General features: G+C 65.8%; 13 protein-coding genes. 9 read left to right on the top strand and 4 right to left on the bottom strand.

Annotated elements, in window-relative coordinates; genetic code table 11:
- Window positions 1-62: 62 nt before the first annotated feature.
- The gene (locus tag CXQ81_RS13120; protein ID WP_087088361.1) at window positions 63-626 is read right to left on the bottom strand and encodes a DUF4865 family protein; all 564 of its coding nucleotides are present in this window, start codon (window positions 624-626) and stop codon (window positions 63-65) included.
- A 94-nt stretch (window positions 627-720) separates the two neighbouring features.
- On the opposite strand from CXQ81_RS13120, the gene CXQ81_RS13115 reads away from it, so the two are divergent.
- From CXQ81_RS13115 to astA, 8 genes are all read left to right on the top strand, one after another.
- Complete coding sequence (locus CXQ81_RS13115; protein WP_101337413.1) at window positions 721-1,587, top strand: LysR family transcriptional regulator; 867 nt, start codon at window positions 721-723, stop codon at window positions 1,585-1,587.
- Window positions 1,588-1,756: 169 nt separating this feature from the next.
- Complete coding sequence (locus tag CXQ81_RS13110; RefSeq protein WP_007932586.1) at window positions 1,757-2,611, top strand: MurR/RpiR family transcriptional regulator; 855 nt, start codon at window positions 1,757-1,759, stop codon at window positions 2,609-2,611.
- 2 nt (window positions 2,612-2,613) lie between these two features.
- A complete protein-coding gene (locus tag CXQ81_RS13105) occupies window positions 2,614-3,258 on the top strand; it encodes an isochorismatase family cysteine hydrolase (protein ID WP_101337412.1) in 645 nt (214 codons plus the stop codon).
- Window positions 3,255-4,601: a glutamine synthetase family protein gene (locus CXQ81_RS13100; RefSeq protein WP_101337411.1), complete on the top strand. Its 1,347-nt coding sequence runs from the start codon at window positions 3,255-3,257 to the stop codon at window positions 4,599-4,601. Before CXQ81_RS13105 ends, CXQ81_RS13100 begins: the two co-directional genes overlap by 4 nt.
- Entirely contained in the window at window positions 4,585-5,337 is a 753-nt protein-coding gene (locus CXQ81_RS13095; protein WP_101337410.1) for an N-formylglutamate amidohydrolase, read from the top strand. Before CXQ81_RS13100 ends, CXQ81_RS13095 begins: the two co-directional genes overlap by 17 nt.
- Before the next feature lie 193 nt (window positions 5,338-5,530).
- The gene (locus CXQ81_RS13090) at window positions 5,531-6,874 is read left to right on the top strand and encodes an APC family permease (RefSeq protein WP_101337409.1); all 1,344 of its coding nucleotides are present in this window, start codon (window positions 5,531-5,533) and stop codon (window positions 6,872-6,874) included.
- A gap of 192 nt (window positions 6,875-7,066) precedes the next feature.
- Window positions 7,067-8,083, top strand: a complete 1,017-nt coding sequence (locus tag CXQ81_RS13085; RefSeq protein ID WP_101337408.1) for an arginine N-succinyltransferase — start codon at window positions 7,067-7,069, stop codon at window positions 8,081-8,083.
- A gap of 58 nt (window positions 8,084-8,141) precedes the next feature.
- Entirely contained in the window at window positions 8,142-9,206 is a 1,065-nt protein-coding gene (gene astA / locus CXQ81_RS13080) for an arginine N-succinyltransferase (protein WP_101337407.1), read from the top strand.
- Window positions 9,207-9,230: 24 nt separating this feature from the next.
- Here astA and CXQ81_RS13075 read toward each other — a convergent pair whose 3' ends face one another.
- The 3 genes from CXQ81_RS13075 to CXQ81_RS13065 all read right to left on the bottom strand — a co-directional run bounded on the left by CXQ81_RS13075 (window position 9,231) and on the right by CXQ81_RS13065 (window position 12,321).
- Window positions 9,231-9,626 (bottom strand): carboxymuconolactone decarboxylase family protein, encoded by a 396-nt coding sequence (locus tag CXQ81_RS13075; RefSeq protein WP_101337406.1) that lies wholly within the window; start codon window positions 9,624-9,626, stop codon window positions 9,231-9,233.
- A gap of 232 nt (window positions 9,627-9,858) precedes the next feature.
- Complete coding sequence (locus CXQ81_RS13070; RefSeq protein ID WP_101337405.1) at window positions 9,859-11,103, bottom strand: M20/M25/M40 family metallo-hydrolase; 1,245 nt, start codon at window positions 11,101-11,103, stop codon at window positions 9,859-9,861.
- A gap of 93 nt (window positions 11,104-11,196) precedes the next feature.
- A complete protein-coding gene (locus CXQ81_RS13065) occupies window positions 11,197-12,321 on the bottom strand; it encodes a diguanylate cyclase (RefSeq protein ID WP_101337404.1) in 1,125 nt (374 codons plus the stop codon).
- A gap of 264 nt (window positions 12,322-12,585) precedes the next feature.
- On the opposite strand from CXQ81_RS13065, the gene CXQ81_RS13060 reads away from it, so the two are divergent.
- Window positions 12,586-13,980, top strand: coding sequence for a VOC family protein (locus CXQ81_RS13060; protein ID WP_101337403.1), 1,395 nt, complete (start codon window positions 12,586-12,588; stop codon window positions 13,978-13,980).
- Window positions 13,981-14,248: the final 268 nt, after the last annotated feature.

Here is a 14,248-nt window from a genome sequence, read left to right as displayed (position 1 = left end):
GGCAATGTGGCTGCGTTTGTATCATGGGCCGCCGAGGGATTCCCAACTTGTCGCAGCCGAACCTAGGCGCTGGCGATCCCCGGCCGGGCCAGGTACAGCACCTCGTAGCGTTCGGCGCCGCGTGCGCTGTCGGGCGCGCTGGCCGACAGGGTGAAGCGCACCAGCTCCCAGGCCTGCAGGTCGAGGGCGACGAACACGGCGAAGGTGTCCGGGTCATCGGCCAGCCGCTGGTTGTGTTCGACCTGCTCGGCCAGCAACCTGGCCCGGTCCGCCAGCGGATCGATCGCCAGCGCCTCGCGATAGAGCGTCCGTGCCTGGTTGGCGCGCCCGCGACGCCAGTCCAGGGGCAACCAGGACTCGATATGCGGGCGGCCGAAGGAGTCGATCACGCTGTCGAAACCGCTGCCCATGAGAAACCGCGCGGCGCCCGCCGGGTCGGCCCAGAGGTAGATCGAGGCGTACAGGTTATGCCGCGCGCCGTGCACGCCCCGCTCCTGCCCGGCGAAGACCTTGAACAGCAGCCCGTCGACCTCGTCCCACAAGGGCCCGCGATCTGCGGCTCGGTGGCGGATCACGCCCATGTCGTAATCGGCGGGCAAGCGGTGTGAATACTGTTTGGCCAACATGGCGGTGCTCCTGTGCTTGAGGGTGTGGCCAGCTTGCGCGGGGCCAGCCATTACAACAAGATATCGGTACATATATCTGCGATAAGCATTCGATATGAGCGAACCCGTCAAGCCGCTGGACATCGACACCGTGCACGCCTTCGTGCTGATCGCCGACTTCGGCAGTTTCACCCGCGCCGCCCAGGCGCTGGACACCTCCCAGGCCGCCATCAGCCTCAAGCTCAAGCGCCTGGAGGAACGCCTCGGCTATCGCCTGCTGGAGCGCACGCCCCGGCATGTGCGCCTGACGCCGGTCGGCGAGCAGTTCATGCAGGCCGCCCGCGACCTGCTGCGCGCCCATGAGCGGGCCCTGGGCGACATGCAGGCGGCGCCGGCGCGACGGCTGATCATCGGCATCAGCGACCACGTGGCCGGCGCGGAACTGCCGCACCTGCTGAGCCGCATCGCCGCCTACGATCCGCTGCTGATCATCGAGGTGCGCATCGCCTCCTCCCGGGACCTGACGGCGGCCTTCGACCGTGAGGAACTGGACGCGGTCATCGTGCGCAACGAAGGCGCGCGCCAGGACGGCGAAGTGCTGGTGGCCGAGCGCTTCGGCTGGTTCGCCGCGCCGGCCTGGCAGCAGGCTCCGGGCACCCCGCTGCGGCTGGCGACCATGGCCGCGCCCTGTGGCGTGCGGCATGTCGCCGTGCGTGTGCTGGACGACGCCAGTATTGCGTGGACCGAAGTTTTTATCGGCGGCGGCGTGATGGCCGTGTGCGCCGCGGTCAGCGCCGGGCTCGGGGTCGCGGCGCTGGCCCATCGGGTAGCGCCGGCCGGCGCGGTGGAAGTCGGAGAACGCCTCGGGCTGCCGGTGCTGCCGGTCAGTGAAATCATCTTGCTCGCGCGGCCCACCGACGCCCGCTCCGAGGAAACCTTGCGCGCCCTCAGCGCCGCTTTTCGCGGCACCCTGCCGCGCTGACGGCGCGCCCCAAAAAACCTCGAACCCCCAATAAAACTGGGCTTTCACGCTCCCTTTTGGCGCATATCAGGGCGCCTTTATTTTTCACTGGACATGTAGCGTAAATTACATAAATACTGTTTTCACTTTCAGTGAAACAAAAACGACATCCACTTGCGAAGGCGTTTTCATGCCGTCTCTCAGAGACCAGATCACCGACCCGGCCCTCGACCTCACGCCTTCGGAGCGCAAGGTCATCCGTGCCCTGCTCGACCATTACCCGCGCAACGGCCTGGGGCCCATGTCGCGGCTGGCCGAACACGCCGGCGTCAGCGACCCGACCATCGTGCGGCTGGTGAAAAAACTCGGTTTCGGCGGTTATGCGCAGTTCCAGGAAGCGCTGCTCAGCGACATGGACGCTCGCCTGCGTTCGCCCAGCACCCTGTTGCAACCGCGGGCCCAGGTGCCCCGGGACGATGCCTGGAGCCATTACCTGCAAGGCAGCCTGCGCAGCCTGGAACAGACCCAGGCCCTGACCCAGCCCGAAGACGTGCGCATCCTGGTCGACTGGCTGCTGGACAGCCGGCACGCGCTGTACTGCTACGGCGGGCGCTTCAGCAACTTTCTCGCCAGCTACCTGCTCAATCACCTGCGCCTGATGCGCCCCGGCTGCGTGGCCCTGGACGACAACGCGCAACTGCCCGACCGCCTGTATGACGTGCAGCGCCAGGACATCGTCCTGCTGTTCGACTACCGCCGCTACCAGAGCCAGGCCCTGCGCGTGGCCAGCGCGGCCAAGGCGCGGCACGCGCGGGTGGTGCTGTTCACCGACATCTATGCCTCGCCCCTGCGGGAGCTGGCGGACCTGATCATCAGTGCCCCGGTGGAGTCGGCCTCGGCCTTCGACACCCTGGTGCCGGCGCTGGCCCAGGTCGAGGCGCTGGTCGCCAGCCTGACCCTGCGCAGCACCGACCTGGACCGACGCCTGGAGGGCATCGACGCCCTGCGCAACGAATTCGCCACTCACCTGCTGGAGGACAAATAAGGATGGTCTGCCTTCCCCACCAATCGCCCCGCGACCTGCCATTCACCCTCGATCGCACCGCCCTGCTGCTGGTGGACATGCAACGGGCCTGGCTCGAGCCGCAGCTGGATCCGCATTTGCAGGTGCCGGACGCCGAGTACTTCCTCAAGCGCACCCGCGAGCAGGTGATTCCCAACCAGCAGAAGCTCCTGGCGGCCATGCGCGGCGCCCGGCAGAACGTGCTGCACACCATTATCGAAAGCCTGACCGCCGATGGCCGCGACCGTTCGCTGGACCACAAGCTGTCGGACATGCACCTGCCCAAGGACAGCCCGCAGGCGGCGATCATCGATCCGCTCGCGGCGCGGGAGAACGAAATCGTCCTGCCCAAGACCTCCTCCGGGGTCTTCAACTCGACCAACATCGACTACGTGCTGCGCAACCTGCAGACCCGTCACCTGATCGTCGCCGGCATCGTCACCGACCAGTGCGTCGACATGGCGGTGCGCGACGCCGCCGACCGCGGTTACCTGGTGACCCTGGTGGAAGACGCCTGCGCCACCTACACCGACGCCCGGCACCAGGCCTGCCTGAACGCGATCAAGGGCTACTGCTGGATCACCGACACCCAGACCGTGCTCGGCCGCCTGCGGGAGATGCAGGCATGAGCCGCAACAGCGAACCGTTGCGGCCGGTGGCCATGACCACCCTGCTCACCACCGACCTGATCGGCGTCAGCCGTGGCCGCTCGTTCCCCAGCGACGAACTGGACAGCTACACCAGCGCCGGCTGCGGCTGGGTGCCGGCCAACAGCGCGCTGACCCCGCAGGACATCATTGCCGAGCCCAACCCCTGGGGCGCCCGTGGCGACCTGCGGCTGATCCCCGACCTGGCCAGCCGGGTGTATGTCGGCAACGGCCCGGACGCCAGCGCCTCGCCGCTGGACTTCATCCACGCCGACATCCGCGAGACCGACGGCCAGCCCTGGGCCGCCTGCCCGCGCACCCTGCTGCGCAACGAGGTGCAGCGCTACGCCAGCGAGCTGGGGCTGCAGGTCACCGCGGCCTTCGAGCACGAATTCAACCTGCACAGCGCCACCGCGCAACCGGAACGCCTGGCCTTCTCCCTGCAGGCCCAGCGCCAGGGCGCGGACTTCGGCGGCTGGCTGCTCAGCGCCTTGCGCGCCGCGGGCGTCGAGCCGGAAATGTTCCTGCCCGAATACGGCAAGCACCAATACGAAATCACCTGCCGCCCGACCCAGGGCGTGGCCGCCGCCGACCGCGCGGTGAACGTGCGCGAGATCACCCGCGAGATCGCCCGGCAACTCGGCCATGGCCTGAGCTTCGCGCCCAAGACCGCGGAGCACGCGGTGTGCAATGGCGTGCACCTGCACCTGAGCCTGCAGGACCTGGACGGCGCGCCGGTGCTGTACGACCCGCAGAGCGCCGATGGCCTGTCGCTCCTCGGCCAGCGCTGGGCCGCAGGGGTGCTCAAGTACCTGCCGGCGCTCTGCGCCTTTACCGCGCCAACGCCGATTTCCTACGCGCGCTTGCAGCCCCATCACTGGAGCGCCTCCTACGCCTGCCTGGGCCAGCGCAACCGCGAAGCCTCGCTGCGCATCTGCCCCACCGTGAGCCTCGGCGGCAAGCCGGTGGCGCCGCAGTACAACCTGGAATTCCGCGCGCTGGACGCCACCGCCTCGCCGCACCTGGCCATGGCCGCGGTGCTGATCGCCGGACGCCTGGGCATTGAACACAAGCTGATCCTGAGCGCCACCACCGACGAAGTGCCGGACGAACTGAGCGCGCAGCAGCGCCAGGACCGCGGCATCGTCGCCCTTCCGGCTTCGTTGCCCCAGGCGCTGGACTGCCTGCGCAACTGTCCGGAACTGCTGCAAGCACTGCCAGCCCCGCTGCTGGACACCTATTTCGCCGTCAAACACAAGGAAGTCGAACTGACCGAGCACCTGACCCCTGCCCAACTCTGTGAGCACTATGCACACCTGTACTGAAACCGCTGAACTGGGGCTGTACACCCGACCGGCCTACCAGCTGCTGCGGGAAGATTCCGCGCACCCGCTGATCCTCGTCTGCGAACACGCCAGCCGTTATATCCCGGCGCAACTCAACGACCTCGGCCTGGACCCGGAAGCGGCGCGTGAACACATCGCCTGGGACCCCGGCGCCCTGGAGCTGGCGCAAAGCCTGTCGCAGACCCTCGGCGCCACCCTGCTGACGGCCAACTATTCGCGGCTGCTGATCGACCTCAACCGCCCGTGCCAGGCCCACGACAGCATTCCGTTGCAGAGCGAGATCTACCAGATCCCGGGCAACCAGCACCTCGACGAAGCCACCCGCGAGTACCGCCGCAAGCAGCTGTTCAGGCCCTTTCATGCGCGCCTGAGCGGGCTGATCGACGCACGCCTGGCCGCGGGCCGGCCGGTGCGGGTGGTGGGCATCCACAGTTTTACCCCGCTGTACTACGGCCAGCGCCGCACGCTGGAGATGGGCGTGCTGTTCGACCGCGCCGAGGGTTACGCCCGGCGCCTGCTGGAAGGCATGTCGGTCCACGACGTGAAGATCGCCGGCAACGAGCCGTACAAGATCGACGCCCTGGGCGACATGACCGTGCCGGCCCACGGCGATGCCCGCGGGCTGGATTCGGTATTGATCGAGGTGCGCAACGACCTGCTGCGCACCCCGCAGGCCATACAGTGCTGGACGGATTATCTGGCACCGCTGTTGTAGAAAAAGCTGTACATCAGGATCGAGCTGTCGTTGTAAAAAAGCTGTTTGCTGTACCGGTACAACAACTATAAAAACCGCCGTGGCGTGTCTTTAAACCTGCCAGGTTCAAATACATTGCCTGCCGCTGCAGGTCGTCCTTCGACCTCAGCGACAGGCTCCCGCCCCCCCTTTGGCTGACAAGGAGAACCTCTTCATGGAGATTGAAGAATTCGGCTACAAACAGGAACTCAAGCGCGGCCTGACGCTGCGCGACCTGGTGGTCTACGGGATGATTTTCATGATCCCCATCGCCCCGTTCGGGGTCTACGGCTATGTGAACCAGGAAGCACCGGGCATGGTGCCGCTGGCCTACATCATCGGCATGCTGGCGATGCTTTTCACCGCCCTCAGCTACGGCAGCATGGCCCGCGCCTTTCCCATCGCCGGCTCGGTCTATTCCTACGCCCAGCGCGGGCTCAACCCCCATGTCGGCTTCATCGCCGGCTGGCTGATGCTGCTCGACTACCTGCTGATTCCGCCGTTGCTGTACGTCTACGCGGCCATGGCGCTGAACCACCTGTACCCGGACATTCCCAAGGTCGGCTTCATCCTCGCGTTCCTGGTCAGCGCCACCTTCGTCAACCTGCGCGGCATCACCTTCACCGCGCGGATGAACATCGTGTTCCTCCTGGCGCAACTGGTGGTGCTGGGGATCTTCCTGTTCTACGCCTGGAACGCCCTGCACGGTGGCGCCGGTAACGGCCAGCTGACCCTGGCGCCGCTGTACCACCCGGAAAATTTCCACTTCGGCATGCTGATGCAGGGCGTGTCGATCGCCGTGCTGTCGTTCCTCGGTTTCGATGCCATTTCCACCCTGGCCGAAGAGATCAAGAGCGAGCCAGGCAAGAGCGTCGGCCGCGCCGCGCTGATCACCCTGCTGGTGATGGGCGCGATCTTCGTGGTGCAGACCTGGATCGCCACCGACCTGGCCGCCGGCATGGGCTTCAAGTCGGCCGACACCGCCTTCTACGAGATCGCCGAAATCGCCGGTGGCAGCTGGCTGGCGACCCTGACCGCGGTGGCCACCGCGCTGGCCTGGGGCGTGGCGGTGGCCATCACCTCGCAAGCGGCCGTGTCGCGCCTGCTGTTCGGCATGGCCCGCGACGGCAAGCTGCCGAAAATCCTGGCCAAGGTCCATCCCAAACACAACACGCCACACGTCAGCATCTACCTGGTGGCCGTGCTGTCGCTGCTGATCTGCTACCTGTTCATCAACTCGGTGGACACCCTCACCTCCCTGGTGAACTTCGGCGCCCTCAGCGGTTTCATGCTGTTGCACCTGACCGTGATCAATCACTACTGGCGTCGCAACCAGTCGGCCCAGGTACTGCGGCATCTGATTTGTCCGGTGATCGGCTTTCTAATTGTCTGCGCGATCATGTACAACATGGGGGTCGATGCGCAGAAACTCGGTTGCATCTGGATCGCCATCGGCCTGGTCTACCTGTTTTTCCTCAACAAGCTGGGCGCCGATACGGCGCTGGCCGATCCACTTTAATCAACACCCCCGGCCGCCGCGGCACCATGAAGGTGCTCCGGCGAATCCGAGTGGGCGCCGACAGGTGCCTGCGTGCCACCGCCCGCCCATGCGGGCAGTGGCAGTAATGCGTGGAAACCGACAGTGATTGTCAGGTTCGGCGCCCCGGGTTTCGCGACCAGGCGTCGATCATTTTGATACAGGAGTGCATCCATGCTGGTCTTACGCCCAGTTGCGCCAGACGATTTGCCGGAGTTGCAACGGCTGGCCCGTGAAAGCCTGGTGGGGGTGACGTCCCTGCCGGACGATCGACAACACCTTTTGGACAAGATTCTCGATTCCTGCGCCTCCTTCGCCGCCAACGTGCAGGCTCCGGGGCCGGAGAACTATTTTTTTGTCCTGCACGACCCGGCCAGCGGCCAGTTGCGCGGCTGTTCGGAAATCCTCGCCATGGCCGGGTTTTGCGCGCCCTTCTACAGCCTGCGCAACCGGCCCTTCGTCAGCAGCTCGCGGGAGCTGAACGTGCAGCACGGCGTGCCGACCCTGTCGCTGTGCCAGGACCTGAGCAACCACAGCCTGCTGCGCGGCTTTCATATCGACCCTGACCTGGTGGGCACACCCATGGCGGAGCTGCTTTCCAGGGCCCGCCTGCTGTTCATCGCCGCCCATGGCTCGCGCTTCGCCGACACCAGCATCACCGAGATCGTCGGCTACAGCAGCGACGACGGCCATTCGCCGTTCTGGGATGCCCTGGGCAAGCACTTCTTCGACCTGCCCTATGTCGAGGCCGAACGCCTGTGCGGCCTGCAAAGCCGCAGCTTCCTCGCCGACCTGATGCCGCAGTACCCGATCTACATCCCGATGCTGCCCAAGGCGGCCCAGGACTGCATCGGCCAGGTCCACCCGCAGGGTCGCGAAGCCTACGAGATCCTGCTGCGCGAGGGGTTCGAAGCCAACCACTATGTCGACCTGTTCGACGGCGGCCCGACGCTGTACGCCCGCCACAGTGGCGTCCGCTCCATCCGCCAGAGCCTTATCGCCAACGCCTGCCCGGGCCCGCAGAGCGGCAGCGGCCGGGCCTGGCTAGCGAGCAACGAGCGGCTGGGGCAATATCGGGCGGCCCTGGTGCACCTGGACCAAGCGCCGGGCGACCTGGTCAACCTTGACCCGCAAACCTTCCAGGCCCTGCACCTGCAAACCGGCGACCCGGTACGGCTGGTCGCCCTATGAAGAACCCCGGACACGTTTGCATTCGCCGCCTGAACAGGCGCGCAGAAGGAGCTGCATCATGATCGTTCGCCCGGTACGCGTGACCGACCTGCCCGCGTTGATGGCCCTGGCCCGGCGCGCAGGCCTGGGGCTGACCAGCCTGCCGGCCAACCAGGAGCGCCTGACCCACCGGATTCGCTGGGCCCAGCGGACCTTTGCCGAACAGGTGGAACGGGCCGACGCCGACTACCTGTTCGTACTCGAGGACGACGACCAGCAAGTGATCGGCATCAGCGCCCTGACCGGCGCCGTGGGCCTGCGCGAACCCTGGTACAGCTATCGGGTCGGCATGACCGTCAATTCGGCGCCGCACCTGGGCATCCGGCGGCAGATCCCGACCCTGTTCCTGAACAACGAGATGACCGGCCAATCGGAACTCTGCTCGCTGTTCCTGCGCCCCGACCAGCGCCGTGACACCAACGGCCGCCTGCTGTCCCTGGCGCGCCTGCTGTTCGTCGCCGAGTTCCCGCACCTGTTCGGCGACAAACTGATCGCCGAGCTGCGCGGCAAGGGCGACGAGAACGGCTGCTCGCCGTTCTGGAACAGCCTGGGCCGGCACTTTCTGCAGATGGATTTCGTCCAGGCCGACCACCTGTCCAGCCTCGGCCACAAACCCTTTATCGCCGAACTGCTGCCGCGCCAGCCGCTGTACACCTGCCTGCTCAGCGAACCGGCCCAGGCCGCGATCGGCCAGGCCCACGAAAACGCCGAGGCGGCGCTGGCCATCCTGCGCCACGAAGGTTTTGCCCATCAGGGCCATATCGACATCTTCGACGGCGGGCCGGTGATCGAGGCCGAGCTGAGCAAAGTCCGCGCGGTGCGCGAAAGCCAGGTGCTGCCGCTGCTGGTCGGCACCCCGGACGACGACGCGCCGACCTGGCTGATCCACAACCGCCGGCTGGAAAGCTGCCGCGTCACCCGCGCCCGCGCTCGCCTGGTGTCCGGCTGTCTGCTGGTGGATCGCCTCAGCGCCAAGCGCCTGCAAGTGCAGCCCGGCGACCTGGTGCGCGCCGTGCCGCTGCTGGCCACCCAGGCCAAGGCGGCCGCGGCCGAAAACTCAAGGACGGCGCTGGCCGATGCCTGAGCGGCGCCAAGGGCCGCATCAGGCTCATTCGAGCTTGAACCCGTCATCCAGCGGCACCCGGTAGCCGTTGGCCAGGCGATTGGTTTCGTTGGCCATGCCGATCACCGCCTGCAATTCACCGAACATCGCCTCCGTCATCCCTGCCTTGCGCGCCGCGGCGGTGTGCGAAGCGATGCAATACGGACAGTTGTTGGTGACGCTGACCGCGACGTAGATCAGCTCCTTGGTCAGCGGATCCAGCGCCCCCGGCGCCATGATCTCCTTGAGGCTGTCCCAGGTACGCCGCAAGGTCGGCGGATGGGCTGCCAGGCATTTCCAGAAGTTGTTCACCTGGTCGACCCGGCGGGTACGCATGATGTCGTCGAACACCGCCCGCACTTCCGGGCTGGCGTCGACGTATTCGGTGAGGTGGTTGCTCATTGAAGGCTCCGCTGTGGGGGACGAGGCCTTCGAGTATAGGCAGGGGGATCGCAGGCGCCCGCAGCCATTCCCCTGTAGCCGCTGCCGAGCCTGCGAGGCTGCGATAGGACCGCAGGTCCTCAAGCGGTCTCGAGATCCTTGCGCCTGCTGCGCAGTCGATCGCAGCCTCGCGGGCTCGGCAGCGGCTGCAGGGTCCGGCCATGCAGAAAATGCAGTGCGTCTGTTCCTGCAATCAATGCTTGGCCGACAGCTCCATGATCATCCGCGCCAGCAGATAGATCCGTGGCGCCACGCTCTCGACTTCGGCGTACTCCTCGGGGGTGTGGATATTGCCACCGACGATGCCGAAGCCATCCAGGGTCGGCGTGCCGACGCCGGCCGACAGGCTGGAGTCCGCCGCCCCGCCGCTGCCCTCGATGGTCAGCTTGCGCCCCAGTTCGCCGTAGATGCCCTGGGCCATGGCCACCAGCACATCGGACTTCTCGGTCTGCGGCATCGGCGGCAAACCGCGCTGCAAGGTGGTCTTGACTTCGGTGTCGGCGATCAGCTTGTTGGCCGAGACCCGCGCCAGATCTTTCTCGATGCGGTCGAACTCCTCCGGCACCGCCGCCCGCACATCCGCCTTGGCGGTGGCCTGGTCGGGAATCACATTGGTCCGGTCGCCGGCCTTGAGCACGGTGAAGTTGATGGTGGTTTTCTTCTCTTCATCCCCCAGCTTGCCCAGTTGCAGGATCTGGTGCGCCGCTTCCATCGCCGCGTTGCGCCCCTGCTCCGGTGCGACGCCTGCGTGAGCCGCCTTGCCCTTGACTTCGACCAGCGCCGTGGCGCTGCCCTTGCGCCACACCACCAGGCCATCGGCCGGGCGCCCCGGTTCCAGGTTCAAGGTCACGTCGTGGGCCTTGGCGGTTTTCTTGATCAGCTCGGTGGCGATCTCGGAACCGGTTTCCTCGCTGGCATCGAGCAGGAAGGTGATCTGTGCGTAGTCCTTGAACTTTAGGTTATCCAGGACCTTCAGCGCATAGATCCCGGCGACGATGCCGCCCTTGTCGTCCATCACTCCCGGGCCATAGGCGCGACCGTCCTGGATACGGAACGGGCGCTCGGCCGCAGTGCCTTCCTTGAACACCGTGTCCATGTGCGCCATCAGCAGGATCCTGGCCTTGCCGGTGCCCTTGAGTGTGGCCAGCACATGGCTGCCGCCGGCCGTGCCGTTGGGGACTTTTTCGATGCTGGCGCCAAGCTTCTTCAGCTCGGCGATGGCGATGTCGCTCACCTGGTCCAGCCCCGCCTCGTAGCCGGAGCCCGAGTCGATATTCACCAGGCGCTCCAACAGTTTCAGGGCGTCGCCCTGGTATTGCTGCGCATCGTTCTGCACTTGTGGGTGGGGGGCGGCGCTGGCGTGGGTAGCCAGCAGGCCAAGGGCGAGGGTCAGGCCGATACGGGCGGCCAGCAATGAGCGAGGGGAAGTCTGCGTCATGAATCGGTCCTTGTTTCGTGTCGGAAGGTGCCCGCCCACCCTACCTGACAAATTCGCCCCCCTCCATGCTGGCGCAATGCTCTGCGAACGGCCTTACAAGGAGTTCAGCAGGACCTTTGGCGAGCGGTCGCCGCGGCCGCAGCTGACCTTGTTGCGGCCGGTGGTCTTCGCCTCGTACAAGGCCTGGTCGGCATCGTTCAACCAGTCCAGGGCATCGCTATGGTCCGGGGAATAGGCGGCCAGGCCGATGCTCAGGCTGACCTCCAGGGCCGGGCTCTGCTCATAGCCCAATCCGCCGAAACGGCAACGCAAGGCCTCCATCAGTTCGGCGGCATGCTCCAGCGGCACGTCCGGCAGGATCACGCAGAACTCGTCGCCGCCATAACGCCCGGCCAGGTCGCTGATCCGCAGGTTCTGCTTGAGCAGCTTGCTCAGCTGGCGCAACACGATGTCGCCGGCGACATGGCCGTAGGTGTCGTTGATGGCCTTGAAATGATCGATGTCGATCAGCGCGATGGCGCCGCCCTGGTTCGGGTTCGTCCCCTGGCGCCGGCAACGTTGGAACTCGATTTCCAGCTGGTCCTTCCAGGCCCCGTGGTTGAGCAGGCCCGACAGGCTGTCGGTGCGGCTCAGGGCCAGCAATTCGCGTTTGTGCCGGGACAGGACATTGGCCTGCTGGTAGCAGATAAACCCCAGGGCCAGCGGATACAGGGTCAGCATCGGCAAGCAGGCATAAAGTTGCAGTGCACTGGTCTGGGCCTCGAACTCGATGCCAAACAGCAGCAGCCCCACAGCGATCCCCAGCGCTTGCGCCAGGCAACCGGCCAGGAAAAAGGGCACGCCACCCAGGGCGATATTGTTCATCGCCATCAACGACAGGGTGGTGGTGGTCGGCAGCGGATTGAAGTGCATGGCCGCCACCCAGAACCCGCCGAGGAAGGCATCCACCAGCAGGTTGCGATGCTCGCCGCGAAACGGCACTGGCGAGCAGCGCGCCCACTGATACGCCAGGTGCGGCCAGATGAAAGCGTTGAACGACATGAACGCCCAGACCCAGGGCGATGGATGCAGCGGGTACATGCCCGCGGACACGCAAAGGAAACCGAGGGCCAGCCCCAGAATTCGCGTTTTGTATAGCCTCCTGGCCAGTGAAAGTCCCTTTCCTCCATTGTGCGGCGTCAAGGCCAAGTCGCCTCCGTTGAACGGTACGCAAGCCATGGGATGCGGTGGTGTTCAGAAGTCTATCAGCGCAACGGCAAATCGCCATCACCGCTCAGCCCCCGGAAAGCACTGCGGGTTGCCTGAGTGAAAACCAGCGGATGCCATCGGTCCAGCTGCACGTAGCCACCCTGCCCGCCTGCATTCATTTGCAGAATGAAGTCCGGAAGAAACTTCGTTTGTCAGCACACCCCGCGCCAACCAGAATCAGGTCCAGCCAACACCGCTACCCTCTTTGTCTCACTACGCCGGGAATCCTTGTTTATGAGCCTGCAGAGCTTCGTCAGCCCAGACCTGATCCGCCAACGTTTTTCACGGGCGATGTCGGACATGTACCGCGAGGAAGTGCCGCTGTACGGTGCCCTGATGGAGCTGGTGACCCAGGTCAACGCCGGGGTCCTGGGCAGCGACGAGAGGATCGCCCGCCAGCTGCGCAGCACCGGCGAAATCCAGCGCCTGGACCTGGAACGCCACGGCGCCATTCGCGTCGGCACCGCCACCGAACTGGCGACCCTGGGCCGCCTGTTCGCGGTAATGGGCATGCAGCCGGTGGGTTACTACGACCTCACCCCGGCCGGGGTGCCGGTGCATTCCACGGCCTTTCGCGCGGTGCATGAAAGCGCCTTGCAGGTCAGCCCGTTCCGGGTCTTCACTTCGCTGCTGCGCCTGGAACTGATCGACAACCCGCAATTGCGTAGCTTCGCCGAATCGGTGCTGGCCCGCCGGAGCATTTTCACCCCGCGCGCCCTGGCCCTGATCGAACAGGCCGAAACCCAGGGCGGCCTCGACGACCGCGCCGCCGGGGAATTCGTCGAGCAGGCCCTGGAAACCTTCCGCTGGCATCACAGCGCCACGGTCACGGCCGGGCAGTACCAGCAACTGAGCGCCCAGCACCGGCTGATCGCCGACGTGGTGGCGTTCAAGGGGCCGCACATCAACCACCTGACGCCGCGCACCCTGGACATCGACCAGGTGCAAGCGCTGATGCCCGCCCACGGCATCACGCCCAAGGCGGTGATCGAAGGCCCGCCGCGCCGGGAATGCCCGATCCTCTTGCGCCAGACCAGCTTCAAGGCGCTGGAGGAAGCCGTGGCCTTCACCGACCAGCCCGACAGCCGCGGCAGCCACAGCGCGCGCTTCGGCGAGATCGAACAGCGCGGCGCCGCCCTCACTCCCAAAGGCCGGGCGCTGTACGACCAGCTGTTGAACGCCGCCCGCGACGCCCTGGGGGACTTTCCCAACGAAGCCAATGCCCAGCGCTACAACACCCTGATGGCCGAACACTTCCGCGCCTTTCCCGATGACCACGAGGCCATGCGCGAACAGGGCCTGGCGTACTTCCGTTACTTCGTCAGCGAACAAGGCCTGGCCGCGCGCCAACAGGCGGATCGACCGACGAACCTGGAGGCGCTGATCCACGCCGGGCATGTGCGGGCCGAGCCGCTGGTGTACGAGGACTTCCTGCCGGTCAGCGCCGCCGGGATCTTCCAGTCCAACCTGGGCGACGATGCGCAAAGCCATTACACCGGCCACTCCAACCGGCAGGCTTTCGAGCGGGCCCTGGGGCGCCCGACCATCGATGAACTGCAGCTGTACGCCGACACCCAACAGCGCTCGCTCCAGGCATGCGCCACGGCGCTGGGCCTGCCGGCGCTCTGATTTTCCGTCCCACAGCATCAGCCAGAACGGCTGATGCTAACCCTTTCCAGCAGCCACCACAGGGCAATGGCTACAGGGTGTTTCGGCAGCCCTGATCGACAACATGCCGATACGAAACAGCCCGCCTCGCCCACTCCTCTCCTGCTTACCTTTCCATGACCCCTTCAAGCGCACCGTCAGTCGCCCGAGGGTCATCACTTCTTTCAATCTTGTCTCTATATGGATACAGTAACTCATGGATTACGAGATCCTGCAGACGCAGGCCTTT

Origin of the sequence: Pseudomonas sp. 09C 129 (assembly GCF_002843625.1) — a bacterium.
In the GTDB taxonomy this organism is placed as follows: domain Bacteria; phylum Pseudomonadota; class Gammaproteobacteria; order Pseudomonadales; family Pseudomonadaceae; genus Aquipseudomonas; species Aquipseudomonas chlororaphis.
This window is presented reverse-complemented; position numbering and strand designations above follow the sequence as displayed.

Bases quoted from the DNA above. Each gene is read 5' to 3' on its own strand.
- CXQ81_RS13120 (WP_087088361.1), bottom strand. From the start codon at position 626: ATGTTGGCCAAACAGTATTCACACCGCTTGCCCGCCGATTACGACATG.
- CXQ81_RS13115 (WP_101337413.1), top strand. From the start codon at position 721: ATGAGCGAACCCGTCAAGCCGCTGGACATCGACACCGTGCACGCCTTC.
- CXQ81_RS13110 (WP_007932586.1), top strand. From the start codon at position 1,757: ATGCCGTCTCTCAGAGACCAGATCACCGACCCGGCCCTCGACCTCACG.
- CXQ81_RS13105 (WP_101337412.1), top strand. From the start codon at position 2,614: ATGGTCTGCCTTCCCCACCAATCGCCCCGCGACCTGCCATTCACCCTC.
- CXQ81_RS13100 (WP_101337411.1), top strand. From the start codon at position 3,255: ATGAGCCGCAACAGCGAACCGTTGCGGCCGGTGGCCATGACCACCCTG.
- CXQ81_RS13095 (WP_101337410.1), top strand. From the start codon at position 4,585: ATGCACACCTGTACTGAAACCGCTGAACTGGGGCTGTACACCCGACCG.
- CXQ81_RS13090 (WP_101337409.1), top strand. From the start codon at position 5,531: ATGGAGATTGAAGAATTCGGCTACAAACAGGAACTCAAGCGCGGCCTG.
- CXQ81_RS13085 (WP_101337408.1), top strand. From the start codon at position 7,067: ATGCTGGTCTTACGCCCAGTTGCGCCAGACGATTTGCCGGAGTTGCAA.
- astA (WP_101337407.1), top strand. From the start codon at position 8,142: ATGATCGTTCGCCCGGTACGCGTGACCGACCTGCCCGCGTTGATGGCC.
- CXQ81_RS13075 (WP_101337406.1), bottom strand. From the start codon at position 9,626: ATGAGCAACCACCTCACCGAATACGTCGACGCCAGCCCGGAAGTGCGG.
- CXQ81_RS13070 (WP_101337405.1), bottom strand. From the start codon at position 11,103: ATGACGCAGACTTCCCCTCGCTCATTGCTGGCCGCCCGTATCGGCCTG.
- CXQ81_RS13065 (WP_101337404.1), bottom strand. From the start codon at position 12,321: ATGGCTTGCGTACCGTTCAACGGAGGCGACTTGGCCTTGACGCCGCAC.
- CXQ81_RS13060 (WP_101337403.1), top strand. From the start codon at position 12,586: ATGAGCCTGCAGAGCTTCGTCAGCCCAGACCTGATCCGCCAACGTTTT.